The 25720-nt window shown below is 64.1% G+C and carries 24 protein-coding genes; 11 read left to right on the plus strand and 13 right to left on the minus strand.

Annotated elements, in window-relative coordinates; genetic code table 11:
* Positions 1 to 11 precede the first annotated feature (11 nt).
* The 6 genes from AC07UX_RS10800 to AC07UX_RS10825 all read left to right on the plus strand — a co-directional run bounded on the left by AC07UX_RS10800 (position 12) and on the right by AC07UX_RS10825 (position 5495).
* Complete coding sequence (locus AC07UX_RS10800; protein ID WP_495191999.1) at positions 12 to 848, plus strand: 3-keto-disaccharide hydrolase; 837 nt, start codon at positions 12 to 14, stop codon at positions 846 to 848.
* The gene (locus AC07UX_RS10805; RefSeq protein ID WP_495192000.1) at positions 845 to 1405 is read left to right on the plus strand and encodes a gluconate 2-dehydrogenase subunit 3 family protein; all 561 of its coding nucleotides are present in this window, start codon (positions 845 to 847) and stop codon (positions 1403 to 1405) included. Before AC07UX_RS10800 ends, AC07UX_RS10805 begins: the two co-directional genes overlap by 4 nt.
* Entirely contained in the window at positions 1402 to 2247 is an 846-nt protein-coding gene (locus AC07UX_RS10810) for a sugar phosphate isomerase/epimerase family protein (protein WP_495192001.1), read from the plus strand. The genes AC07UX_RS10805 and AC07UX_RS10810 overlap by 4 nt, the downstream gene beginning before the upstream one ends.
* A gap of 27 nt (positions 2248 to 2274) precedes the next feature.
* Positions 2275 to 3957 carry a GMC oxidoreductase gene (locus tag AC07UX_RS10815; RefSeq protein WP_495192002.1) on the plus strand — a complete coding sequence of 561 codons (1683 nt, stop codon included), beginning with the start codon at positions 2275 to 2277 and terminating at the stop codon, positions 3955 to 3957.
* Positions 3958 to 4024: 67 nt separating this feature from the next.
* Positions 4025 to 5089: a LacI family DNA-binding transcriptional regulator gene (locus tag AC07UX_RS10820; RefSeq protein ID WP_495192003.1), complete on the plus strand. Its 1065-nt coding sequence runs from the start codon at positions 4025 to 4027 to the stop codon at positions 5087 to 5089.
* A 4-nt stretch (positions 5090 to 5093) separates the two neighbouring features.
* Complete coding sequence (locus tag AC07UX_RS10825; RefSeq protein WP_495192004.1) at positions 5094 to 5495, plus strand: Dabb family protein; 402 nt, start codon at positions 5094 to 5096, stop codon at positions 5493 to 5495.
* 16 nt (positions 5496 to 5511) lie between these two features.
* Here the strand turns inward: AC07UX_RS10825 and AC07UX_RS10830 are convergent, their stop codons facing one another.
* The gene (locus AC07UX_RS10830) at positions 5512 to 7902 is read right to left on the minus strand and encodes a glycoside hydrolase family 2 TIM barrel-domain containing protein (RefSeq protein ID WP_495192005.1); all 2391 of its coding nucleotides are present in this window, start codon (positions 7900 to 7902) and stop codon (positions 5512 to 5514) included.
* A gap of 180 nt (positions 7903 to 8082) precedes the next feature.
* On the minus strand, positions 8083 to 8922 hold the full coding sequence (locus tag AC07UX_RS10835) for a fumarylacetoacetate hydrolase family protein (protein WP_495192006.1): 840 nt from the start codon (positions 8920 to 8922) through the stop codon (positions 8083 to 8085).
* A gap of 114 nt (positions 8923 to 9036) precedes the next feature.
* On the opposite strand from AC07UX_RS10835, the gene AC07UX_RS10840 reads away from it, so the two are divergent.
* Entirely contained in the window at positions 9037 to 9894 is an 858-nt protein-coding gene (locus tag AC07UX_RS10840) for an amidohydrolase family protein (protein WP_495192007.1), read from the plus strand.
* Between the two features lie 43 nt (positions 9895 to 9937).
* Here the strand turns inward: AC07UX_RS10840 and AC07UX_RS10845 are convergent, their stop codons facing one another.
* Positions 9938 to 10408, minus strand: a complete 471-nt coding sequence (locus AC07UX_RS10845; protein ID WP_495192008.1) for an Lrp/AsnC family transcriptional regulator — start codon at positions 10406 to 10408, stop codon at positions 9938 to 9940.
* A 94-nt stretch (positions 10409 to 10502) separates the two neighbouring features.
* On the opposite strand from AC07UX_RS10845, the gene phhA reads away from it, so the two are divergent.
* The 4 genes from phhA to fahA are packed head-to-tail and all read left to right on the plus strand — an operon-like array spanning position 10503 to position 15034.
* On the plus strand, positions 10503 to 11375 hold the full coding sequence (gene phhA, locus AC07UX_RS10850; protein ID WP_495192009.1) for a phenylalanine 4-monooxygenase: 873 nt from the start codon (positions 10503 to 10505) through the stop codon (positions 11373 to 11375).
* The gene (gene hppD / locus AC07UX_RS10855) at positions 11372 to 12409 is read left to right on the plus strand and encodes a 4-hydroxyphenylpyruvate dioxygenase (protein ID WP_495192010.1); all 1038 of its coding nucleotides are present in this window, start codon (positions 11372 to 11374) and stop codon (positions 12407 to 12409) included. The genes phhA and hppD overlap by 4 nt, the downstream gene beginning before the upstream one ends.
* Positions 12410 to 12425: 16 nt before the next feature.
* The gene (gene hmgA / locus AC07UX_RS10860; RefSeq protein WP_495192011.1) at positions 12426 to 13736 is read left to right on the plus strand and encodes a homogentisate 1,2-dioxygenase; all 1311 of its coding nucleotides are present in this window, start codon (positions 12426 to 12428) and stop codon (positions 13734 to 13736) included.
* Positions 13733 to 15034 (plus strand): fumarylacetoacetase, encoded by a 1302-nt coding sequence (fahA, locus tag AC07UX_RS10865; protein ID WP_495192012.1) that lies wholly within the window; start codon positions 13733 to 13735, stop codon positions 15032 to 15034. Before hmgA ends, fahA begins: the two co-directional genes overlap by 4 nt.
* On the opposite strand, the gene AC07UX_RS10870 is transcribed toward fahA, so the two are convergent.
* The 10 genes from AC07UX_RS10870 to AC07UX_RS10915 are packed head-to-tail and all read right to left on the minus strand — an operon-like array spanning position 14982 to position 25692.
* The gene (locus AC07UX_RS10870) at positions 14982 to 16172 is read right to left on the minus strand and encodes a glycosyltransferase family 4 protein (protein ID WP_495192013.1); all 1191 of its coding nucleotides are present in this window, start codon (positions 16170 to 16172) and stop codon (positions 14982 to 14984) included. The two genes, fahA and AC07UX_RS10870, sit on opposite strands and share 53 nt — an antisense overlap.
* Positions 16169 to 17380, minus strand: coding sequence for a DUF1972 domain-containing protein (locus AC07UX_RS10875; protein WP_495192014.1), 1212 nt, complete (start codon positions 17378 to 17380; stop codon positions 16169 to 16171). Before AC07UX_RS10875 ends, AC07UX_RS10870 begins: the two co-directional genes overlap by 4 nt.
* Positions 17373 to 18188, minus strand: coding sequence for a class I SAM-dependent methyltransferase (locus tag AC07UX_RS10880; RefSeq protein WP_495192015.1), 816 nt, complete (start codon positions 18186 to 18188; stop codon positions 17373 to 17375). The genes AC07UX_RS10875 and AC07UX_RS10880 overlap by 8 nt, the downstream gene beginning before the upstream one ends.
* Positions 18185 to 19825, minus strand: coding sequence for a GumC family protein (locus AC07UX_RS10885; protein WP_495192016.1), 1641 nt, complete (start codon positions 19823 to 19825; stop codon positions 18185 to 18187). The genes AC07UX_RS10880 and AC07UX_RS10885 overlap by 4 nt, the downstream gene beginning before the upstream one ends.
* The gene (locus tag AC07UX_RS10890) at positions 19822 to 20574 is read right to left on the minus strand and encodes a polysaccharide biosynthesis/export family protein (protein ID WP_495192017.1); all 753 of its coding nucleotides are present in this window, start codon (positions 20572 to 20574) and stop codon (positions 19822 to 19824) included. The genes AC07UX_RS10885 and AC07UX_RS10890 overlap by 4 nt, the downstream gene beginning before the upstream one ends.
* Positions 20571 to 21500, minus strand: coding sequence for a glycosyltransferase family 2 protein (locus tag AC07UX_RS10895; protein WP_495192018.1), 930 nt, complete (start codon positions 21498 to 21500; stop codon positions 20571 to 20573). The genes AC07UX_RS10890 and AC07UX_RS10895 overlap by 4 nt, the downstream gene beginning before the upstream one ends.
* Positions 21501 to 21510: 10 nt before the next feature.
* Positions 21511 to 22488, minus strand: coding sequence for an NAD-dependent epimerase/dehydratase family protein (locus AC07UX_RS10900; RefSeq protein WP_495192019.1), 978 nt, complete (start codon positions 22486 to 22488; stop codon positions 21511 to 21513).
* On the minus strand, positions 22485 to 23207 hold the full coding sequence (locus tag AC07UX_RS10905; protein ID WP_495192020.1) for a nucleotidyltransferase family protein: 723 nt from the start codon (positions 23205 to 23207) through the stop codon (positions 22485 to 22487). Before AC07UX_RS10905 ends, AC07UX_RS10900 begins: the two co-directional genes overlap by 4 nt.
* Positions 23204 to 24301: a glycoside hydrolase family protein gene (locus tag AC07UX_RS10910; RefSeq protein WP_495192021.1), complete on the minus strand. Its 1098-nt coding sequence runs from the start codon at positions 24299 to 24301 to the stop codon at positions 23204 to 23206. Before AC07UX_RS10910 ends, AC07UX_RS10905 begins: the two co-directional genes overlap by 4 nt.
* Positions 24301 to 25692 (minus strand): undecaprenyl-phosphate glucose phosphotransferase, encoded by a 1392-nt coding sequence (locus tag AC07UX_RS10915; RefSeq protein ID WP_495192022.1) that lies wholly within the window; start codon positions 25690 to 25692, stop codon positions 24301 to 24303. The genes AC07UX_RS10910 and AC07UX_RS10915 overlap by 1 nt, the downstream gene beginning before the upstream one ends.
* Positions 25693 to 25720 lie beyond the last annotated feature (28 nt).

A 25720-nucleotide genomic window follows, 5' to 3' on the forward strand; every position in this document is an offset into this window, starting at 1 on the left:
GAGGCGAGAGGATGAAACGCATTCCTATCGGCATGGCAATGGCGGTCGGCCTGATGGCCGGCACATGGGTTCATGCGCAGGACAAGCCCGGAAAGCTGGGGTTCAAGGACACGCCGATCCTGCCGGGCGGTACCTGGCATGTGCATGATCCCGATCGCCCTGCGCCCACGGTCGTCACCCCGGCAGCGCAACCGGGTGGCGCGCCGTCCGACGCGATCATCCTGTTCGATGGCACGTCGCTCGATGCCTGGCGTAGCGAGCGCAAGCCATGGCCGATGGCGAAGGGTGTGATGACCATCCCGTCCCGCGCGGAAAGCGGCGGCGAAAATGCCTTGATATCGAAGCAGGAATTCGGCGACGTCCAGCTGCATCTGGAGTTCCGCTCTCCCAATCCGCCGACCAAAAGTTCGCAGGATCGAGGCAATAGCGGCATCTGGTTCATGCAGCGCTATGAGGTGCAGATCCTCGACAGCTATCAGAACCCGACCTATGCCGATGGAACGGTCGGCGCAGTCTATGCGTGGAAGCCGCCGCTGGCGAACCCGTCGCGCAAGCCCGGCGAATGGCAAAGCTATGACATCGTCTTCGAACGGCCCCGCTTCGCCGCGGACGGCAGCGTCACGCGCCCGGCCTATGTCACCGTCCTGCTGAACGGCGTGCTGGTACAGAATCATCAGGCGATGCTGGGTACCACCGCCTGGCGCAAGATCGCGCAATATCAGGCGCATGGCGACAAGGCGCCGATCCAGCTTCAGGATCATGACTCGCCGGTGTCGTTCCGCAACATATGGGTCCGGCCATTGCCGCAGGATGCCATCGCACAGGATTTGAAAGGGGCAGGACAATGATGGATCGCAGACAGGCTCTGGCCGGCGTACTCGCCCTGTTCGGCGCGCAGGTTTTCGCGCCGCTCGCCCGCGCCGCTGGTCTCGCCCCGGCCGGTATGATCAGTGAGGGCGCACCCAGCATCCAGGTCTTTACGCCGGACCAGCGCGCACTGATGACGGCGCTGAGCGAACGCATCCTGCCCACCACCGACACGCCCGGCGCGATCGCGGCGGGCGTGCCCGCCTATATCGAAAAGCTGCTGGCCGACTGGGCGCTGCCGGAGGATCAGGCGCCGATCCTGTCGGGCCTTGCGGAAATCGATTCCCGCAGCCGGCAGGATTATAAAATACCCGCCGTCGATACCAAGCCGGAGCAACAGGATGCGCTGCTGACGCTGGCGATGAACGATGCGATCCCCAACGGCATCGAATTTTTCGAAGCGTTCCGGCAGCTGGTCATCACCGGCTATTATACGTCGGAAATCGGCATGACGCAGGAACGCGAATATCTGCCCGTGCCCGGCGAATATAATGGCGCCTTCCCTTATGCTCAGGTCAACAAGGTCTATTCCGCATGATCATGAACCGTCGTTCCATCCTGTTGGGCGCTGGCGGCCTCGCCGCTTTCGCCGGCCAGACTGTCCTTCCCGGCGGTGCGCAGGCCGCGCAGATCCGCAAGGTCGGCCTGCAACTCTATACCGTGCGCGAGCTTTTCTCCGCCGATCCGGTCGCCACGCTGGAGCAGGTCGCGAAGGTCGGCTATCGCGAGGTGGAATTTGGCGGTGGCGGCTATGACGCCATGGACCATAAGCTGCTGCGCAGGACGATGGATCGCCTCGGCCTGACCAGCCCGTCCCTCCATATCGGCTATGACGCGCTGCTCGACAATTTCGATGCCAGCGTCGCCATGGCAAAGACGCTGGGCGCGGACACGGTCATCCTGCCCTATATGGTGGACAAGCATCGCAATGCGGCGGCGTGGGACGCGGCGCTCGTCAACATCAACCGTTTCGGCGCGCAGTTGAAGGCGGCCGGCCTCGCCTTTGCCTATCATAATCACGACTTTGAATTTACCGTGAAGCCCGACGGCGTCAGCCTGTTCGACCGGCTGGTCAAGGCGTGCGACCCCGCATTGGTGAAGATCGAACTGGATCTCTATTGGGCGGTCCATGCCGGGGAGGATGTGCCGGCGCTCATCAGGCGCCTTGCCGGCCGCATCTACGCCTATCATGTGAAGGACATGCGCCCCGATCGCAGCATGACGGCGGTGGGCGCTGGGACGATCGACTTTGCCAGCCTGTTCAAACTGAACGCGCTCGCCGGGGTGCGGCATTTCTATGTCGAAAATGACCAATGCCCCGCGCCCTATATTCCGGACATCACCAAAAGCTTCCAAACCCTGCGCGGCCTGCGCTTCTAACACCTTCATCCTTGGGAGAGGATCATCATGGCTTCGACGGACAGGTTCGATGCGATCGTCATCGGTACGGGCATCAGCGGTGGCTGGGCCGCCAAGGAATTGACGGAAAAGGGGCTGCGCGTCCTGATGCTGGATCGCGGCCATATGGTCGAACATGGCGAAGGCTATACCTATGACGGTCGACCGGCCTATGATGTGCCGGCGCGCAACATCATGCCCGACGCCCTGCGGGAGAGCGACTATTTCATCGCCAAACATGGCTATGTGCAACCCAGCAACCAGGCATTCTACAATAATGATCGCCTCAACCCCTATGATTATGGGGAAGGCAGCAAATTCTACTGGATCCGTCCCGGCGCCGTTGGCGGCAAGTCGCTGATCTGGGGCCGGTGGAGCTTCCGCTGGAGCACCGCCGATTTCGAGGCGAACAAGCAGGAGGGGATCGGTGGCGCCTGGCCGATCAGCTATGACGATCTCGTGCCCTGGTACGATTATGTCGAAAAATATGCCGGCGTATCGGGTTCGCGCGAAAATCTGCCCTATCTGCCGGACAGCCAGTTCCAGCCGCCCATGCCGATGAATATTGCGGAAAAATGGATGAAGCAGCGGCTGGAAAGCGAATTTCCCGGCCGCAAGCTGATCAACGCCCGCCTGTCCAACATGACCGAAGACAAACCGGAACAGGGCCGCACCAAATGCCAGGTCCGCAACCAGTGCGGCAATGGCTGTTCCTTCGGCGCCTATTTCTCGACCCAGGCGGTGACGTTGCCGGCGGCGCGCGCCACCGGGCGGCTGACGCTGCGGTCCGACGCGGTCGTCACCAACCTCGAATATGATCCGGCCACCAGGAAGGTGACGGGGGTCCGCTTCGTCGATACCAAGACGGGGCAGGCTGAAACGGTGACCGCAAAGCTGGTCTTCCTCAACGCCTCGACCCTGGGCTCGGTGCAGATCCTCATGAACTCCCGTCAGCCGGACGGGACCCGTAGCCATTTCGATTCCAGCGGCACGCTTGGCCGTTATGTCATGGATCACATCTTCCGCGTCGGCGTGAGGGGCGACATTCCCGGCATGGAGGAATTCATCGAATTCGGTCGCCGTCCCGGCGGCGTCTATGTCCCGCGCTTCCGCAACAATGGCCAGGATGGCGACGTCGGTTTCAAGCGTGGCTACGGCTTTCAGGGTGCCGCCTATCGCGAACCGTCCAGGCCGGTCGGCTTCGGCGCGTCAATGAAGGAGGGCATGCGTCGTTATAGCGGCTGGAAGTTCCAGATGGGTGCGTTCGGCGAATGCCTGCCCTATGAGGATAACCATGTCGCGCTGAACCCGGACAAGACAGACCGGTTCGGCGTCCCGCTGATGCGGTTCAACGTCACCTTCCGCGAAAATGAGCAACGGATGATGATCGACGCCCGCGAACAGGGTGAAAAGATGCTGCGCGCCGCCGGCCTCAAAAATGTCGAAAGCAGCGTCAAGGAGCATGTGCCGGGCGATGCCATCCACGAAATGGGTGGCGCGCGCATGGGCGACGATCCCCGCGCGTCGGTGCTCAACAAATGGAGCCAGGCGCATGATGCGTCCAACCTGTTCGTCACCGACGGCGCACAGATGGCGTCGATCAGCTGCGTCAATCCCTCGCTCACCTTCATGGCGTTGACGGCGCGGGCCGTGGATCATGCGATCAAGGGGCTGAAGGCCGGTACGGTGTGAACGATATCCTGTCCCTTTCGCCTCTATGACGCGATCGACCAGGCGCTATGAAGGGGGGCGAGGGGGCATGGATGTGACGGCAAGACGACGACAAAGGGGTGTGACCATCCGCGCGGTAGCGGAACGGGCCGGCGTGTCCGCCATGACCGTGTCCAACGTCGTCAACGGTGTCGGGCGCGCGGGCGCGGCGACGATCGAGGCGGTGCAGGCGGCGATCGTCGAGCTGGGCTATGTTCCCAATCTTGCCGCCCGCCGCCTGGCCAAGGCACGGGCGACGACCGTGGGCCTGATCTACGACCGGCGCACCCCTTTTCTAGACGCCGTGCTGCTCGGCTCGCTGCGGGCGACCAATGCCCATGGGCTGCAACTCATCCTGCGCGATGGCGAGGATGTTGCCCGCGAAGGTGCCGAACGGATTGCGCAGGATCTGGTACGCAGCGGAGCGGACGCGCTGTTGCTCGTCCCGCCCTTTGCCGAACAGTTGAGCGGTTCGACCGCTCTTGCCTCGTTGGGCGTACCGTTGGCGGCGATCGCGACCGGCACGGCCATGGCCGACGTCACCACCGTCCGCATCGACAATCGGGCGGCTATGCTCTCCATCACGCAACATGTGATCGCCGGCGGGCATCGACGGATCGCCTATATCGCCGGTCCCGATCCCTATAGCGTCGTGGCCGCCCGACTGGACGGGTTCCGCGCAGCTCTTGCCCGGCACGGCTTGCCCGAAGATGCGGCGTTGATCGTCCAGCATGGTGATTTCGACTATGTGTCCGGCATTGCAGCCGGGCAGTCGCTGTTGTCCAACCCGGATCGGCCGACGGCCATCATATGCAGCAGCGACGATCTGGCGGCCGGCGTCGTCGCGCATGCCCACGCTATCGGTCTGTGCCTGCCACGCGACCTGAGCGTGACGGGCTTTGACGATACGATATTGGCCTCGCGCATCTTCCCGCCGCTGACCGTAGTGGGTCAGCCCGTTGAGGATATGGCGTTTCGCGCGACTCAATGCCTGATCGTGGCGCTGGGCAAGGGGCCGGAGCATAGGCACATCAGCGACGAATTGTTCGACCATGTGATTGTCGAGCGCCAATCCGTGGCCGCGGCACGCGAACATGAATCCATGAAGGAGTGAGGCAATGAAGGCCAGCAGAAGGGAATGGGCAGCCATGGTGGCATTGGGTGGCGCAGGCATGGCGTTGACGCCGGCAAAGGCGGCGGAGCCGCCGCAACTGGTGCATCATGTCTTCTTCTGGCTGAAGCGGCCCGGCTCGTCGGCGGACCGCGACCGTCTGATCGCGGGCCTGCGCACCTTGCGCGATATTCCCGTCATTCGCCGGATGGAGATCGGCCTGCCCGCCAGCACCGAAAAGCGCGACGTGGTCGATTCCAGCTATGACGTGTCGGAACTCATGTTCTTCGACAATGCGCAGGACCAGAAGACCTATCAGGATCATCCGATCCATCAGGCCTTCGTAAAATCCTGCGAAGGGTTGTGGCAGAAAGTGGTGGTTTACGACATGGCGGCCGTACCGGGCTAAAGCCTGTCGCAGCCTATTATCGGGTTGCGTCCAGATCGACGGAGCCGGCCTTCAGACCATCGGCCGTAGCAGTGACGGTAAAGCGACCCTTGCCTGCCCCGCGTACCAGCGCGACCGCCAGTCCATCCAGCGCGGCACGATCGGGCGACGGGAAGGGCGTGTGATCGACGGAGGAACCATTGTCGGTCGCAATCAATTGCCCTGCGCCCTTTACGGCAAAATGCAGCCGATGGCTGGCCGATGGCACGGTAACGCCATTGCCGTCCACGACGCGCGCGCGAACATAGACCATATCGTCGAATGTGGAGCCGACGGCGGATGCGTCCGGCGTCAGTGCGATGCGCACCGGCTTGCCCGCGGTCCGCAGGCTGTCGGACACAGTTTCACGACCAGGGTCGCGGCAAGTGGCGCGGATCTCACCCGGCGCATAGCGCACCGCCCAGCGGCGCGGCGAGGCGTCCTGATTGATTGGCAAGGTGCCGAGCGATCGGCCATTCAGGAACGCCTCGACCTTCTGGCAATTGCTGTAAACCTCGATCGTCTCGTCATGCGGGCTGCGGTCCTGCGGTGTCCAGTCGTCGAACAGCGCGACTTTGGGCTTGGGCGTCGCCACCGCGATCATGGTCGGCAGGACGGGCTGGTTCGGCCCGCCCGCGCCATCGGTCGATGGGCCGGCCGCCGCCGGGTCGGCATTGCGCACGACATGCAGCACCGGCTTGTCCGACCACCAGCTTTCCCGCTCCATACCGCTGATCTTCTGTCGGCCCGTCCTGTCGAGCAGTCCCGCCGGACTCTGGATATTGGGCCAGCCTGACCGGTTCGCCTCACCCAGATAATCGATGCCGGTCCACAGGAACATGCCGGAAAAGGCCGCATAGTCGCGCACCGGCACCCAATTGCTGCGGTTATGGGCATTTTCGGTGCCGATGATGCTGCGTTTCGGATTTTGTTTACTGGCGGCGATCAGTTCATTTTCGCGATAATTCTGCCCGACGACATCCAGCATGTCGGCCAGACCATTGTCATAATCCTTGGTCACGTTCGGGCGGAACAACGCCATCGTCACCGGACGCGAAGGATCGGCCGCATGGACGATGTCGAGGATGCTGCCCAACGCGGCCTTGGCCTGCACCGGATAGGCCGTGTCGTGGATCTCGTTTCCGGCGCTCCACAAGATGATGCTGGGATGGTTGCGGTCGCGCCGTACCATGTCCAGCGTGTCGCGCTTGTGCCAGTCTCCGAAGAAAAGGTGATAATCTTCGGGCGTCTTGGCGACATTCCACTGGTCGAACAGTTCGTCCATCACGACCAGCCCCAGTTCGTCTGTCAGGTCGAGAAATTCGGGACTGGGCACATTATGGGCGGTGCGGATCGCGTTGACGCCCTGCGCCTTCAGCGCAGCCAGGCGCTGGCGCCACAGGGCGATCGGCACGGCAGCCCCCACCGCGCCGCCATCATGATGCAGGGCCACGCCCTTCAGCTTGACGTTGCGGCCGTTCAACCAGAAGCCGGTCGCCGGATCGAACCGGGCTTCGCGTACGCCGAAACGGACATCCTCATTGTCGAGCAACGCGCCATCATCCGCCAGCACGCGAAACGAGGCGCGATATTGCGCCGGATCGCTCATGTCCCAACGGCGGGGGCGGGGCAGGGCGACCTCTACCGGAACGATCGTCGTGCGACCGGCCGCCACGCTGGTGGCCGTCGTCACGGTGCGTGCGACTTCATGCCCGTCGGGATCAGTCAGGATCAGTTCGACCTTTACCGTCGCAGCGTCGCCGCTATCATTCTGCACCTCTGCGATGGCCGCGATGGTCGCCTGGCTATCGCGGATGGCCGTCGTTCGCACATAGGCGCCGCCCTGCGATAGGTGCACATCTCCAGTCTCGATCAACCGAACATGACGATAGATGCCCGATCCCGTGTACCATCGCGATGAAGGCGCGGCCGACGTGTCCGCACGTACCGCAATCACATTGCGGCCATCGGCACGCAGATGCCGGGTCAGGTCGTAACGCTGGCTGACATAACCCATCGGGCGATAGCCGATATGGTGGCCGTTCACCCAGACGCCGCTCCGCTCCATGATGCCGTCAAATTCGATATAATAGCGCCGCCCCGGCTTGGGCGTCAGGGTCAGTGTCTTGCGATACCAGGCGACCCCGCTCGGCAGAAATCCGTTCTCCCCCGCAGCCTTGGCATTGGGATCGAACGGCCCGGCAATGGCCCAATCATGGGGCACGCTGACCACTTGCCAGGACGCATCGTCCAGCGTTGCCGTCTCCGCGCCTTCCGGATCGGCCTGAATGAAGCGCCATCCGTCGGGCAGCGGCGTTACGGTGCGCGGCGTCGCATGGGCAGCGCCTATCGACGCCAAAACCGTCGCCAGCGTGCAGACTATCCTCATCCCGCGCCGTGTGCGCACAGCCATCTCCTCTGTTGCCGACCAGCCTTATCGACCTGCGTGCATGGCTACAGATTATGCCACTATTTGCAATATGGTTTCAACATGCGGATTAACATGCGAGATGGAGGATCACGCCGGCGATCAGCCCCTGACGGACAGTGAATGCCGGCGCGCATATAATCACACGAAGGAATGCGTCTGCTCGCCCAGCTTTTCGATGCCAAGGCTGACGACATCGCCGGCCTTCAAATACCAGGGTTCGGGCTTCTGACCCAGACCCACGCCCGGAGGCGTGCCGGTGGTGATGATGTCGCCGGGCAACAACGTCATGAACTGGCTGACATAGGCCACAATCTGCGCGACGGTGAAGATCATCGTTTTGGTACTGCCGTCCTGCTTGCGCTCTCCGTTGACGTCCAGCCACATGGACAGCGCCTGCGGATCGCCCACTTCGTCTGCGGTGACGAGCCACGGACCGACCGGGCCGAAGGTCGGGAAGCCCTTGCCCTTGTCCCATGTCGCGCCGCGCTCGGTCTGCCATGCGCGCTCGGACACATCGTCCACAACGCAATAGCCCGCGACATGCGAGAGGGCGTCGGCTTCGCTGACATTATTGACGGTGCTGCCGATAATGACGCCCAATTCGACTTCCCAGTCGGTCTTTTGCGATCCCGCCGGAATCGTGACCGGATCGTTCGGGCCCTGGATACAGCTGACCCATTTGTTGAATACGACCGGTTCCGCCGGAATCGGCAGGTTCGATTCGGCGGCATGATCGGCATAGTTGAGGCCGATGGCGACGAACTGGCGCGTCCCGGCGACGGGCGGACCATAACGGACCGGACCTTCGATCAGTGGCAGGCTCGCCGGGTCGATGGATGCCAGCCGCGCGAGGCCCTCGGCACTGATCGCCGCGGCATCGATATCCGCGACATGGGCGGAAAGATCGCGGATATGGCCGTCAGCATCGACCAAGGCAGGGCGTTCCCGGCCGGCATCCCCGATACGGCATAATTTCATATCTGACGTCCTTCCTGATAATTTTGACAAACGAGCGTAAATGATTGCGCTACCATCCTTGCCATGCCCTATATGCACGGAGTGGCGCAAGATAAGCTGGCAGGAGAGTGAGATATGGATGAGCATCGCCCGGCACGGCCGCGCATCCTGGATTCGCATCATCATTATTGGCGCATAGGGGGGCCGGGACAAGCCTGGCCCGACGCCAGCTTGCCGCTGATCCACCGCGACTTCCTGCCGGCCGACCTGCGCCTGGCGACGGACGGGCTGGACCTGACAGGCACCGTGCTGGTGCAATCGCAGCCCGACGATCGCGATACCGACTGGATGCTGGATCTGGTCGCGGAAGACCCATCGGTCCTGGCGGTTGTCGGCTGGGTTGCGCTGGACGAGGCTGGCGCGCCCGCACGGATCGCTCAGTTGGCACGCCATCCCAAATGCGTCGGCCTGCGCCCGATGTTGCAGGCGATGGAGGATAGCGCGTGGATATTGCGCGACGCCTGCGTCCCGGCGATCGCCGCGATGATCGCGCATGGACTGCGCTTCGATGCCTTGATCCAGCCCCGCCATTTGCCCGCGATCGGCCAGCTTGCGGCACGCTGGCCGGACCTGCCGATCGTGATCGACCATGGCGCCAAGCCCTTCGCAGCCGAAGGACGGCTCGATCCCTGGCGCGAAGATATCGCTGCGCTCGCCCGCTTCCCGAACATCTGGTGCAAATTGTCGGGCCTGCGCTGCGAACAGGCGCCGGGGCAATCGCCCGATGCGCTGGCCCCCTATATCGCCCATATCATGGCGCATTTCGGCGATCGTACGATGTGGGGAAGTGATTGGCCGGTCCTGCTGCAAATGGGCGACCGGTACAGCGATTGGATCGATGACGCGCTTGCGCTCGCGGGCGATCTCGACACCGCTGGCCTTGCTCGCCTGTTCGAAGGGGCTGCGCGCGCATTTTACGGCCTCGCAGGCTGAAAAGATCGAACGGTCCAGACCGCAATCTTCTCCGATACGCATCCTATAAAGGGATGGCCGTCGTATATTTCGTCATCGACAAGGCGAAATGCGACGCCGCGCCCGCGACCGAGGGATGGCCTAGCAGCGTCTGCATCAGGAAGCGGTTGTAATCCTCCACATCAGCCACGACCACCCGGATCAGATAGTCCCATTCCCCGGACATGGAAAAACATTCGACAATCTCCGGCCGACCATCGACGAAATGTTCGAAGGCGGCGCGGGCTTCGCGGGCGTGGCTGCGCATGCGGATGTTGCACAGCACATTGACGCCGCGCCCGACCTGCGCCGGGTCGACCAGCCGAACGGTTCGGGTCAATATGCCCGCCGTCTCCAGCGCCTTGATCCGACGCCAGCAGGACGCACTGGACGCGCCGACCCGCTCGGCCAGATCCTGATGGCTGAGGCCGGCATCGGCCTGGAGCGCCGAAAGGATACGCCGGTCCACCTCGTCAATCTGACCATCTTGTTTCACATTTCACCTATATATGATCAATAATAATCGTTTATAGACGTAAATTCGGCAAGAATGAAACGTAATTTCCGGTTTTGCATGGCATGATGAGTCTATGGCGCAAACACAAATGATCGCCCCACTGGGCGCTGGAGAGGATTGGACCATCCCGCAGGACTGGGCGGCCTATACCGCGCAGGACCATGCGATGTGGGATCGCCTCTTCGTGCGCCAGACGCAGATGCTGGCCCGCCGCGCGGTGCCCGAATTTCTGGAGGGGCTGGACATATTGCGGATGACCCGGCCGGGCATCCCCGACTTTGCCGAACTGTCCGACCGGCTGATGCAGCGGACCGGGTGGCAGGTGGTTGCGGTGCCGGGGCTGGTGCCCGACCGGCTGTTCTTCGAGCATCTGGCCAATCGCCGTTTCGTCGCCGGCCGCTTCATCCGCAAGCCCGAACAGATCGACTATCTGGAGGAGCCGGACGTCTTTCACGACGTCTTCGGCCATGTGCCGCTGCTCGCCAACCCGGTCTTCGCCGATTATATGCAGGCCTATGGGGAAGGGGGCCTGCGTGCCCATGCGCTGGGGTCGATCGAACGGCTGGCGCGGCTCTATTGGTACACCGTCGAATTCGGCCTGATCCGGCAGGATGATGGGCTGAAACTCTATGGCGCGGGCATCGTCTCCTCCCATGGCGAATCCGAATTTGCGCTGGATGATCCGTCGCCCAATCGCCTCGGCTTCGACCTCAACCGGCTGATGCGCACCCGCTATCGCATCGACGATTATCAGCAGAGCTATTTTGTCATCGACAGTTTCGAGCAGCTTTTGCGGGTGACTGCGGAGACCGATTTCGCGCCGCTCTATGCGCAACTGGACGGCCTGCCCGATCTCGACACTGACATCATATTGCCGAGCGACCGCGTCTTTACCTGCGGAAGTCAGGCCTATGCGAACAAGAAAAAGGAAGAGGACGCCCTATGACCACCGACACCAATCCGCTGGGCCTCAACGGCTTCGAATTCGTCGAATTCACCTCGCCCGATCCCGAAGCGATGGCGGCGCAGTTCGAACAGTTGGGCTTCGTCGCCAGCCACCGCCACCCGCGCAAGAATATTACCCGCTATCGGCAGGGGCGGATCAACCTGATGCTGAACCGCGACGATGCCGGGCGCGTGGCGGAATTTCGCGGCGTCCATGGCCCCTCGGCCAGCGCGATGGCCTTTCGCGTCGCCGACCCCAAAGCCGCGCTCGCATGGGCGCTGGCCAATGGCGGCAAGGCCACGGCGGAGGACGACATGGTGATCGAAGGCATCGGCGGCGCCTATCTCTATTTCATGCCTGCGACAGGCGATCCCTATGCCGACTGGGCCGAATTTCCCGGCTGGCAGGAGAAAGCCGCCGAAAACAGCGTCGGCCTCGACCTGCTCGACCATCTGACCCACAATGTCCGGCGTGGACAGATGCGGGTATGGAGCGAATTCTACCGCACTCTCTTCGGTTTCGAAGAGCAGAAATTCTTTGATATCAAGGGGAAGGCGACGGGCCTGACCAGTCAGGCGATGATCGCGCCGGACAAGGCGATCCGTATCCCGCTCAACGAAAGCCAGGACGACAAGAGCCAGATCGAGGAGTTCATCCGCGACTATCATGGCGAGGGTATCCAGCATCTGGCGCTGACCACCGACAATATTTACGATACGGTCGAAAAATTGCGGGCGCGCGGCGTACGGCTCCAGGACACGATCGAGACCTATTATGAACTGGTCGACAAGCGCGTGCCGGGCCATGCCGAGGATCTGGCGCGCCTCAGGAAGAACCGCATCCTGATCGACGGCGATGTCGAGGAGGAAGGCATATTGCTGCAAATCTTTACCGAAAATATGTTCGGTCCCATCTTCTTCGAAATCATTCAGCGCAAGGGCAATGAGGGCTTTGGCAACGGCAATTTCCAGGCCCTGTTCGAAAGCATAGAGCTGGACCAGATCCGGCGGGGCGTCATCAGCGTCGATGCATGAGGTGAGGATGAAGCAGATGACCGAACCGTCGATGCTGACCGGCTTCGGCAACCATCATGCGAGCGAGGCGGTGGCCGGCGCGCTGCCGGTCGGGCGCAATTCGCCGCAGCGCGTGCCCTATGGCCTGTATGCCGAACAACTGTCCGCGACCGCCTTTACCGTGCCGCGCGCAGACAATCGGCGCAGCTGGCTCTATCGCATGCGGCCCAGTGCCATGCACGCCCCTTTCCTGCCCTATGCCAAAGCGAGTTTGCTGCGCAGCGCGCCCGACCCGGACGCCGTCGCATCGCCCAACCGTATGCGCTGGAATCCTCTGGAGCTGCCGACCGCGCCCGTCGATTTCATCGACGGCCTCGTCACCTATGCGGTCAATGGCGACGTCGCGGCGGGTGTCGGGTGCAGCGTCCATCTTTACGCCGCGACGCGTTCCATGGTCGATCGCGCCTTTTTCAGCCCGGACGGCGAATGGCTGATCGTGCCACAACAGGGCCGGTTAAGGATCGTCACCGAAATGGGCGTGCTGCCGGTTGCCCCGCTCCAGATCATACTGATCCCGCGCGGGGTGCGCTTCCGCGTCGAACTGCTGGACGATGATGCGCGCGGCTATGTCTGCGAAAATCACGGCGTCCCGTTCCGCCTGCCGGACCTTGGGCCGATCGGCGCCAATGGCCTGGCCAATGTCCGCGATTTCGAGGCGCCGGTCGCAGCCCATGAGGATGGGGAGGGCGCGCATGAACTGGTGCAGAAATATCAGGGGCAGCTATGGTCGAGCAAGCTGGCCCACAGCCCGTTCGATGTAGTCGCATGGCATGGCAATGTCGTACCCTATCGCTATGATCTAACGCGGTTCAACACGATCGGCACAGTCAGTTTCGACCATCCCGACCCCTCCATCTTCACCGTGCTGACGTCGCCCAGCGACAGCGCCGGCACCGCCAATATCGACTTCGTCATCTTCCCGCCGCGCTGGATGGTGGCGGAGGACACGTTTCGGCCACCCTGGTTCCACCGCAATATCATGAGCGAATTCATGGGCCTCATCACCGGCCAATATGATGCCAAGGCGGGCGGCTTTGCGCCGGGCGGGGCCAGCCTGCACAACATGATGTCCGCCCATGGCCCGGATGTCGCCAGCCATGACCGGGCCGTCGCAGCGGCTTTGCGACCGCACAAGATAGAGGAAACGATGGCCTTCATGTTCGAAAGCCGATTGCCGTTCGCGCCGACAGAGTGGGCGATGAAAACGCCTTTGTTACAAGGCGATTATGACGCATGCTGGGCGGGTTTTCGCAAGGCCCAACTGCCGGCCGCCGGGGGCGCGGCATGAACTGGTGGACCACCGACGATACGCATGATCCCGCCCGCACCAGTTGGGTGGAAAGCGCCAACGGCCATGCCGACTTCCCGATCCAGAACCTGCCCTATGGCGTGTTTTCTCCGGCCGGCGGAGAGGCACGCATCGGCGTCGCCATCGGCGACCGGGTATTGGACCTGCTCGCGTGCTCCACAGCCGGCCTGCTGTCCGCTTCGATCGCGCCGCTCTGCACGGCAGGAACGCTCAATGGGTTGATGGCGCTGTCCGTCGCCGACCGGCGTGCGTTGCGGCACGTGTTGAGCGATCTCCTGTCCGATCCTGCCCATGCGGATCGCCTGACGCCCATGCTCCACGATACCGCTGGCTGCGCCCTGCATCTGCCCGCGCATATCGGCGACTATAGCGACTTCTATGTCGGCATCCACCATGCCACCAATATCGGGCGGCAATTCCGACCGGACAATCCGCTTCTCCCCAATTATAAATATGTGCCGATCGGCTATCATGGCCGGGCCTCCTCGATCCGTCCGTCGGGCGTGGCGCTCCGCCGGCCGGTGGGGCAGCGCAAGCCGCCTGAAGCCGACGCCCCCCTTGTCGGCCCGTCCGCCCGGCTGGATTATGAGTTGGAGCTGGGCGTGTGGATCGGCGCCGGCAACGCTTTGGGCACGCCCATCCCGATCGCGCAGGCGGCGGACCATGTCGCTGGCTTCTGCTTGCTCAACGACTGGTCTGCGCGCGATTTCCAGGCCTGGGAATATCAGCCGCTCGGCCCGTTCCTGTCCAAAAGCTTCCAGTCGACCATTTCCCCATGGGTGGTGACGAGCGAGGCGATGGCACCCTTCCGCCTAGCACAGCCGCCCCGCCCGGCGGATGATCCGGCGCCTTTGCCCTATCTGTCGGACGCCGACGATCAGGCGCATGGCGCGCTGGGCCTGATGCTGGAGGTGCTGATCCTGACCGAAGCGATGCGTGCGCGGGGCGATGCGCCGTTCCGGCTGAGCAGCGGCCCGGCCAGCAACATGTACTGGACCGTGCAGCAGATCGTCACCCATCATGCGTCCAATGGCTGCAACCTCAATCCCGGCGATCTGCTGGGCAGCGGCACCATCTCCGCGTCGGACCGGTCGGGCCATGGCAGCCTGATCGAACTGTCGGCGGGGGGCAAGGAGCCCGTCGCATTGCCCGATGGCGAAAGCCGCACCTTCCTGGAGGATGGCGACGAGATCATCCTGCGCGCGCGCGCTTGGGCACCGGGCTTCATGTCGATCGGCTTTGGCGAATGTCGGGCAATGGTGATGCCGGCGCTCTGAGCGCGGCTTCGTAAGTGGCGACCAGTCGGCCGAAATGCGCGTCCTCATTGAAGCGGGCGCATACGTCGGCATGGCCCGCCGCGCCCAATTGGCGACACAGCGCCGGATCGTCCCACAGCCGACGCATCTGTCGGGCTAGGTCGGGGGCGTCGCCGGGCACGAAATGCAAGCCGGTCGCGCCTTCGCGCACCGTGTCCTGCAACGCGCCAATGCGTGAGGCGATGACCGGCACCCCCTGCGCCATGGCCTCGGCCGCGACGATCGCGAAGGTCTCGAACCAGAGGCTGGGGACCACCAGCGCCCGCGCGCCGCGATAGACGGCGGCCAGCGAAGCGGGGCCATCGGTGATCGTCACCGGCACCCCCCGTGCCAATAGCGGTGCGGGATCACTGCCGGCGGGTCCTGCGACATGGATGGGCAGGCCAGATAATTGCGCGGCCGCAATCAGGACGTCCAACCCCTTTTCCGGCACGAAGCGGCCGGCAAAGGCGAAATAGCGGCCGGTCGCCGGATCGACCGGGTTGGACGCGGCGGGAATGGCGCATTCATTGACGCTGATCCGGTCAATCGGGATCGCAGCATGGCGATGCAGCCAATCGCGACTGAAGTTAGTCAGCACGATGAAGCGACTGACATGGGCATAGAGGTTTCGCCGCTGTGCCACCGCATGGCGCAACGCGAAGGCGGCGCTTTCGGGCAGGTTGTTGCGGCAATTGCGCACCAGCCCCTGATGCGCGCCCCGATCGGCGCAGCGGGTGCAGACGGCGGCGCCATCATGATGGATGGCGATCGGGCAGGTGATACGGAAATCATAGCAGCTATGGACCACTGGCACCCCGGCGCGCGCACAGAGCGGGAAAAGCCACGGGGTGATCAGCGGATAGAGTTCATGGCTATGCACGATGTCCGGCCGCTCCCGCTCCAGCCGTGCGGCAAAATCTCGCAGCGTGGCGACGGGATAGAGACCTTGGGTAAAAGCCGTCATCTTGCCTGACAGTCCATTTGAAAGATGGCGGCTATCCTTTTCGAAAATATCGATATCCAATCCGCGCCGTCGCGACAGGGCGATGGTTGCGTCCCATGCGTTGTCGGCTCCGCCGCCATGGCGATGGCGGTTGAAGACATGCAGGATCTTCATGCCACCTGCGCGGGTGCGAACAGGTCGGGGCGGTAGGGTTCGCCGATCGAAGCGGCATCGGGGCGTCGGCCCGCCGCCTTGGCATCGACCAGATGGTGGAAAAGGTCAGCATAGGCCGCAACCACGGCGTCCCATCGGAAGGTCGCGGCCGCATGCGCCTGCGCCGCCCGACCGAGCGCCGCGCGATGCTGCGGATCGGTATCGAGCGCGCGCAGGATCGCCGCGAGATGGCCGCTATCCTTGCGGAAATAGGGCGCTTGAGCGCCGACATTTTCCCGGTGAAACACGACGTCGACGGGCACGCAGGGCGCACCCCAGTGCATGGCCCGCAGCAGGCTGGGGTTGGTGCCGCCGACTTCATGCCCATGCAAATAGGCGGCGCAATGGCGATATAGGGCATTGAGCGCGGCGGATTCGAACACTCCGCCGACGCACCGCACCTGTCCGTCATGCTCGGCCGCCACGGCGCGGGCATAGGCGCTGTCATAGGGGACCGATCCGACGACGATCAGCGGCTTCCTGACGCCCGAAGCGCGATATTCCCGAATGATATGATCGACATTATTCTCCGGCTCCATCCGCGCGACGACCAGATAATAGTCGCCGGGCGTGACGCCATAGCGGTCGAGCATGGCTGCATCGGGCGGGTCGCCCACCGCGCCGGAATAGGGGATGTAGGTAGAGGCGGCAGCATATTCGCGGGCATAATAATCCTGCATCGCGCGCGAATCCGTCACCAGCCAGTCGGCGGCCCAGGCACTCACCCGTTCAGACCATCTGTAATAAGTGCGCTGCAACCTGTTCCATTTGCGTCTTTGCCATCCCAGACCATCGGTGTGAATCAGCACCGCCATGCCGCGTGCGCGCAGCGGCAGGACGAACGGCCCATTGCCCGGATCGACCACGAAGACGATGTCGAAACCGGCCAAGGCCGCATCCCATATCGCCAGGTTGCTGTGTACGATACTCTCGAAACTCTTGCCGCCCGGCGCGGGCAGGTATCGGCATCGCACGCCCTTCCAGACCGGCGGGCGCGCCTCATAATAATGGGTACGGCAATAGACGGTGACGTCCATGCCATGATCGCGGACCAGCCCCGTGGCCAGTTCCTCGACCAAGGTGGAAAAGCCGCTATAGCGGGCGGGAATGCCACGATCGCCGATGATGGCGACGCGCAGGGGCCGGGCGGGTCGGGCGGGATCAGCCATGGGGCTTGTACCCGATCCAGATATCCTGCGTCATTCGAGCCTTCGGACCGGGGCGTATCTGCTCCACCCGGTCGAACGCGGCGAGTAGGTGATTGCGAACCCAGACGGGCGGATGAATGGCAAAATACCATTTCTTCCCCTCGGCAAAATGGCTTTGGGTGACGAGTTCCCCGCGCGCATAGGCGTCCGCTTCCTCTCGCCGCGTCAGCAGATAGCGATAATGATCCCCATGGGTGGTCGCGATCATGAGCCCACCGGGGCGCAGAACGCGGTGGAGCTCAGCGGTCCAGTCCCTGTGCATCTGTGTCGACAAATGGGTGAAGACGGAAAAATTATAGACCGCATCGACACTATTGTCCGGCAGCGGCAAGGGCGGCGCCAGCCCGTTCAGCGCGAAGTCTATACCGGGCAGATGGGCGCGACACCAATCGATCGTGGCCGCATTATAATCGGTCCCGATGATGTGCGGCGTCCGGTCCGCCAGCAAGGCTGGCATGTGGCGGATCAACCGACCCGGGCCACATCCCCATTCCAGCACGCGCAAGGCGGACGCATGGGGCATGCGCTCCCGGATCAACCGCGCGAACAGCCCGGCATGGACGATGCCCAGGTCATGATAATCGGCCCAATCGACTTTATTGTAGGCGTCGAAGGCCAAATCGGGCGGCGGTACGGCGAAATCGGGATGGCGAGCGGTGAAGGCACGATTGCTGCGCGCCGTCACCGCCCGCTTGCGCAGGAAGGCCATGCGATCGAACATCGGCAGCAGGCCGAGCGACCGGGTGGCGCTGAGAATGTGATATTTCATGTGCTTGTGCCTCCTTGTTCATTGGAGATGGAAGGAAGATCGAACAGGCGGCGGACATAGGCCCGATCCTGTCCCACGATGGCGATCAGCGGGAAGGGCGCGTCCGGCTGGGTCAGGCGGAAGCGGGTGGCGCGATCCTGGATGAGGTCGATCAGCACGGCCGCGACCACGCCCGCGCCAAGGCCCATGATGACCGAAGCGATCAACAGCAATTTGGTCTGCGGTGCGTCCGGCTTGTCGGGCAGCGCCGCGCCCTCGACGATCTGGATCGTGGACGGCGCGGACTGGGCCGTGGCCGCCGTCACCGCCGCCGTCATCAGCTTGTCCTGCAATGCCAGATAGGTCTTCTCCAGCATGTCATGGGCGCGGCCCAGGTCATGGCTGTCCTTCATCTTTTGCGGAATGCGATCAATCGCTGTGCGGCGGGCGCCGACCTCCGCCGACAGGGTGGCAAGACCCGCCCGGTCGCCGGCCAGTTGCGCCTGCAACGCCGCCTGCCGCGCGCGCAGCGCATCATAGCCGCCGTTGCGGGCGATATTGCTCTGCTGCACGCCGCGCTGGGGCTGCCCAGCCAGTTGGCGACCGATCGCCGCGATCTGATCGTCCATGTCGCGCACATCGGGTGAATTCGGCAGGTATCGGACCAGCAGCGCGTCCCGCGCGGCGACCAGCTTCGCCTGTTCCTGCTTCAACTGGGCGGCGACAGGATTATCCTGCACCAATCGGCTGGCGAGAACATCCTTCGGCTCGCGCGCCAGTTGGGCGGTGACGGTCGCCAATTCGCTCTGCGTGGCGGCGATGGTGGTGCGCTTGCCGTCCAGTTCCGCCTGCTGGCTCAGGAACTGGCCGATCTCGACCTTGTCCTTCTCGAACATCAGCAGCATGTCATTCTGGGTATAATAGCGCTCCATTCGCACTTCGAGCAGGCGCAGGTCGGCGCGGGCGCGATCGGCCTCCGCCTGCAAGGCGGCGTGCGCCTGCCGTGCTTCATCGGCGAAGCGGGCGCGGCGCTGGGCGATATAGGTCGTCGCTACGGCATCGGCGATCTCCGCCACCCGGGGGGAGGGGCCGCGCACCGTCAGCAGCGCGATGTGGCTGTCGGGTATCTGCACCATGGCGACGCCGGTGCGAAAATCGTCCAGCGTGCGGGCGCGATCCACCTCTTGCGCGCTCGGCACATAGCGGGACGGCGTCCGCGGGAAGAGCAGGTCCTTAAGTCCCCGCCATGCGCGCCCCGGCCAGCTTTGGGTCCACAGCCATGTCAGATATCGCAGCGGCGGATGATAGACGTCGCCATAGCCGAGCCGCTGGTCGGCGATCACCTGCTTCAGCACCGGGCCGGACGTGGCCAGGATCATCTCGTCCTTCAGCGCATTGCGACGGAATACGGCCCAGTCGTCGTAGAAGCTCTCGCGCTGGCGATCATCGTCGGACATGGCTGACAAGGTGACGCTGGCCGAATAGACCGGCGGCCAGACAAGGATGTAGAGGCCGACCAGTGCCACCGTGAGCGCCGCGATCGCCAGGATCAACCGGCGATGAACGGCGATTGCGAACCCGACTACCTGCCCCGCGCGGCGCAGGTCGAAATTGTCGGCTTCCGGACGATAGGGCACGGCTTCGGGAAGGCCGGTCATCGGTCGATCTCCTGCAGCAGGCGCAACTGGACATAGGGCGCCATCAATTGGCTGAGGCCACCCAGCGGCGCATTCACATAGGTCTGGAGGAAGCGGGCGAAGCGCGCGCCGCCGCTTTCCTGCACGACAATGATGTCGTCCGGTTGCAACGGCACATTCTGGAGCGCCAGCAACATGCCCGCATGGCCGCGCCCGCCGCTGCGCACTATATGGGCGGTCAGGCGCCCGTCCTCGCCCAACCGGACGAGCGCGATGTTGGAAAGCGCCGCGCCCTTGCCCGCGTCGCCCGCTATAATCAGCGCCTGCGCAGCCGTGGGCGCGTCGCGCAGCGGGACCGGGCCGGGCCGGTTGACCTCGCCCGCGACGAAGACTTTGGGTTCGCGCGGATTGGCCACGGCGACGCTTACCTGCGGATCGCGCACCCGCGTCAGCAGCCGCTCGCGCACTGCCACCGCCGCGGCTATCGGCGTCAGGCCGGCGACGGCGATGTCGCCCGATCGGGGCAGCGTCACCATGCCGTCGGCCCGCACGGTCGCGCTGCGCGACAATTCTGGCATGCGGTCCACGACGATCTCCAACTGGTCGCCGGGACCGATCAGATAGGCCCGTTCATAGCGGCCGGTGGAGCGGATCACGTCCGGCGCGGCGGTGATGCTCTGTGGCGCGGTCAGGCTGGTGGAACAGGCGCCCAGCAAGATGGGGATAAGCAGAAGCAGCGCGGTGATCAGGCTGGTGCGACGCGCGATCATTCCGCTCCTCCCGACACGGCAAGCCGCGCCCGCATCGCCCAGGCATGCGGCGATAGCGGGTTGGCGGCGCAAGCCTGCGCCAGCGCGGCGCGTGCAGCGGCGGCATCGCCGTCGTCCAGCCGCATCTGTGCCTGCGCGCGATGCAGCCGGGCGACGATCGCCCGGCGCCGGCGTTCGGGTGCACCGACATAATGGCGCCGCTCCAATATGCGCAGCATCGTGCCGACGACCTGGGGATTGGCCATCAGGCCCAGCGTGTTGCGCAACTGCCCGGCATGGTAGCGAAAGCCGATCAACGTCGCCGGATCGAACCATCCGGTCGCGCCGATATCGCCCAGGCGGGTGAAGATGTTCAGCTCGAACGGGAAATTGCCATGGCAGTCGGCATCGACGAAGCCGGACCGGATCAGCGCCTCCGTTCGCAAGACCGTGCCGGAAATCGGCGTGAAGCCGCTGCGCATATGCGTGTCGAGGATCGGGAATGGCCCGACTTTGCGCCGCGTCCGGCCATGGTCGCGATGATAGGCGGCGGTCATCCCTCGCGACGGCTTGCCGTCCACATCCATCAGCCACGGGTTGGCGACGAACAGCGCCGCGTCTGGTGCCCTGTCCAGCGCGGCGAGAGCCCGTTGCAGATAGTGCGGCGACAACAGGTCGTCGTCATGCAGGATGCAGAAATATTCAGCTGCTCCCGCCGCTCCGAACAGATAGCGGCCCTGCCCATATTCTCCGCCATTCTCCGCCTGCTGCACGAAGCGGATACGCGGATCACGCAGCCCCTCCACATAGGCACGCACCGCATCCCCCGCGCTATCGGGCGAGGCATTGTCGCTCACCACCGCGCGAAAATCGCGCAGGCTCTGCGCGCGCAGGCTCTCCACCGCGTCCCGCACCAGATGCGGCCGGTCATAGGTGGGGATGCCCACGAAGATGCGCTCAGAAGAAATGACGATGCGCCTTGTACCAGAGGAAGGTCTGGGCCAGCCGCTCGTCCAGCCCGGCGCCAGGCGCCCAGCCCAATTTCTCGGCCGCCAGCGCGGAGGAGAGATATTGCGCCTGAATCTCGCCATGGGCATTGTTGCGTACGTCGGGGTCCAGGTCGGCGCGCCCGGCGGCGGCGAGCGTGCGACGGGTCAGGTCCAGCACGCTCACCGGCTCGCCCGTGCCGAAGTTGAAGGCGCGGCCCACGACATCCGCGTCGCCCATATGCTGGGCGAGCAACAGGTAGCCACGCACGATATCCTCCACGAACACATAGTCGCGCACGGGCGACCCGTCCGACCGGATCACCGGCCGCGTCCCGTCGATTGCGGCCAGGCAGGTGCCCGGCACGATCCGGTTGCTGTTGAGGTCGCCCGGCCCGAACAGATTGCCGCAGCGGGTGATGGTCACGGGCAGGCGGTATGTCGTCGCATAGCTCAATGCGATCAGGTCGGCGCAGCTTTTCGACACGTCATAGGGATGGCGCCCCTGCAACGCGAAATCCTCCTGATAGGGCAGGACATCATGGTCGCCATAAGCCTTGTCGGAGGAGGCGATGACGATCCGGTCGACCGTGGCGACGCGGCGGCACGCCTCCAGCAGCACCCATGTGCCCTTGATATTCGCTTCGAACGTGGAGAGCGGATTGCGGTTGGCGACCCCGACGATTGCCTGCGCCCCCAGGTGAAAGACCGTATCGACCGCATATTCGTTCAAGGCGCGCTCGATGACGTCATAATCCTCCAGCGCGCCGCGCACGACCTTGGCGCTATCGGATAGGCCATCCGCCTGAAAGCGCGATTGCGGCACCATGTCGCGGACCAGCGCCACCACCTCCGCGCCCTCGCGCAGCAATTGGGATACCAGGCTGCCGCCCAGAAAGCCGGTGGCGCCGGTGACGAGGCAGGTCTTGCCTTTCCAGAAGCCGCTCATGCCGCGCGGTCCTCGATCTGGTCGCCTGCGATCCAGGGCAGCGGTACGCCCGACGCGATCACCTCGTCCGCCTCGATCACATCCTTGTAGCTGTCGAACGACTTGAAGAAGCCGCCATGGCGGTAGGTGAAGGCATCACCCCGCGCGATCATCGGCGGAATGATGTCCCGTTCCAGATTGTCGCCCTGCCAGTCGTCGAAAATGGTCGGGTCCATCACCATGAACCCCGCGTTGATCCAATAATCGGCGATCAGCGGCTTTTCGGCGAAGCGGGCGATGGCGCCATCCTCCTCGACCGACAGCACGCCATATTGCGAATACATCGGCACCGACGTGATGGTCAGCCGCGCATCATGGCTTTGATGGAAGGCGACGACATCGGCCAACGGCACATCGGACAAGCCATCGCCATAAGTGGCGATGAACGGCCCGTCGATCAGATGGCGGCAATTCCAGATGCGGCGGCCGGTATCGGCATCCTCGCCGGTGTCGACGATCCTGATGCTGGCACCGATATCCTTACCCTCGAAATAATCGTGCAGGACATCCTGCCGGTATCCGGCCGCAAGAATGAACTCGCGAAACCCCTGGCGAATGAAATTCTTGATCACATGGACCAGCACCGGCGTGCCGCCCAAAGGCAACATCGGCTTTGGCAGATAGGTGGTGAAGGGAAAGGCGCGGATGCCCTGCCCGCCGCACAATATGACGACTTTCATCTGTCGGTTCCTTTCTTCATCGGTGGTTGGGAGAACTGGTCGAGGGACATGGTGGCAAGGCCGATGCCGAATTCCGGCCCGGCAACGCCCCGCTGAATCAGGGGCGCGAGCCGCCCGCGCGACACATGGCCGCCGAACCAGAGGCGGATAATGTCTCCGTCGCGCAGCGGGCCGGGGGCGAGTATCTCTCCATCGGTCCAGCCCGTGCTGGCGCGGGTCAGCACGGGCGCGGGGTCTTCGCGGAAATGAAGGCCATCGGGCGCGCGGGCATGATGGATCGCCACCTGCTGCCATTCGGGATCGGCGCCGGGGCTGACATGGGCGACCGAGTAGAACAGGTCGATCGCGCCATCCGCATCGGCGAGCGCAGCGGGAGAGGAATAGCCGGCATACCCCTTGGTCGCCGGATAGAGCGGTCCTTGCGTCATGACCTGTTCGGGCGCGCTGAAGCACGCGCCATCGGTCGATCGGATCAGGCCGATCGACTGGCGCGGTGGCCCGCCGCCCTGCCGCGCACCCACGGCAGAGAAATAGAGCAGCAGTTCATCACCGCGCACCACAAGGCCCGGCTCGCCGACCAGATAGCCGTTCCAGTCGCTCGCTCCACCGGTGGCCTTGAGCAACGTCCAGTCGGCGACCTGCCAGCGCACGCCGTCGGGCGACACGGCCAGGCCGATCGCCATCGGCGATGGATCCGGATCGGCATAGACGCCGGTGAAGCCCATCCAGTATCGGCCGGCAAAGCGCACCACGCTGGGCGTCTCTATGCTGGCATAGGGGCCGCCCGCTGGTGACAGCAACGGCGTGGCCGGTGACAGCGTCCAATGCACGCCATCTATCGACACCGCCCGAAAGGGCAGGATGGGCGGCTTGAACGGCGCGGCGACGCTGCTCGTCATGTAGAGCGCATAGCCTTTATCGGTGCGGAGCGGGCTGGGGTCGTTCCATAATGCCTGCGCCCGCAGCGACCCTGCGGCAACGACGGGGGCGTCGCGCCGCACCGTCCAACCCGGCATCGGATCGGGCAGGTCGGGCGCCGGTGCGGGACTGGCGCATCCGGCCAACAGCGCGAGGAGGGGGAGCGGCCTGCGCATCAGAAGGCGTTCCGCTGCACGAACGGCACGACCAGCGTGCGCGCCAGAATCTGAAGGTCCAGCCACAGCGACCAACGGCGCAGATAGTCGATGTCATGCACGACCCGCTGCGCCATCTTGTCATGCGTGTCCGTCTCGCCGCGCCAGCCGCTGACCTGCGCCAGACCGGTGATGCCGGGCTTGATCTTGTGCCGCACTGCATAGCGATGGATCAGCGGACGGAAATTATCGTCCAGCGCGACCGGATGGGGACGCGGTCCGACCACCGACATGCTGCCCAGCGCGACATTGATGAACTGCGGCAGTTCGTCGATGGAGGTGCGCCGCAGCAACGCGCCGACCCGCGTGATCCGGCTGTCGCCCCGCCGCGCCTGAACGAAGACGTCATCATCGGCGACCCGCATCGATCGGAATTTCCAGATACGGAACGGCCGGCCGTCGAGGCCATAGCGGGTCTGGCAAAAGAAGACCGGCCCGCGCGTCTCCAGCTTGATCGCGATCGCCGCCAGCAGCGCGAGCGGCAGGATCAGCGGCAGGGCGATCAGGGTAAGCGCGATATCTTCCGCTCGCTTCACCCAGCGCATATGCCCTTCGAACGGGGATTCCACGATGCTGACGACCGGCTGGCCATAGACATCGTCCCAGCGGGCGCCCACCAGATCCAGCCGGAACAGGGGCGGGCAATAGTAAAGGGATGCGGTGGTGTCGCCGAACCGGTCGAGGATCGCCTTGATCCGCTGCTCCGCCGCCATCGGCAGCGTCACATAGATGCGGCTGACCGCCCCCGTCCGCGCCAGTTCATAGAGGCGATCGACCGGCCCGCCGAAATCATGGGGCGACAGGGCCACGGTGCGATCGTCCGACGGGCGACGGTCGTCGAACACGCCCAGCGACCTTATGCCCATCCAGCGCTGCCGCGCGAAGACATCGACCAGCCGCTGCGCGGTTTCGGTCGCCCCGATGAAGGCCGCGCTGCGCTGGTCATGGCCGACGCTGCGCCATAGCCGCAGGGCAAGGCGCATGGCGATGTGGAACAGGATGATCGCGCCAAGCGAACTGCCATACCAGAGCGTCGCAGCTGGCATCCATAGCGGCGCCTGCGCCAGCGGCAGATCGCCCAGCAGCGCGAACAGCGCCATGATGCCGGCAAAACTGATCGACCAATGGGCGGTCAGGTCCGCCAATTCATGGCGCAACCGCACGATCCGCCAGGACCGGCTGAGGTGGAAAAAGGATGCCGTCAGTTCCAGCACGGCGACGCACAACAGCGCGTCGATGATCGCCGGCCGGTTAGAAAAGGCCGCGGCGGTCGCCGCCAGGCACAACAGGATCAGCCCGGTGTCGACCAGCCGGCAAAGCCGCACGAACAGCGCGCCGAACTGCTGGAACATCCCGCTTGTCCTGAAGTCCGCATCCCAT

The sequence above is a fragment of the Sphingobium sp. GW821-FHT02B05 genome (assembly GCF_059421905.1).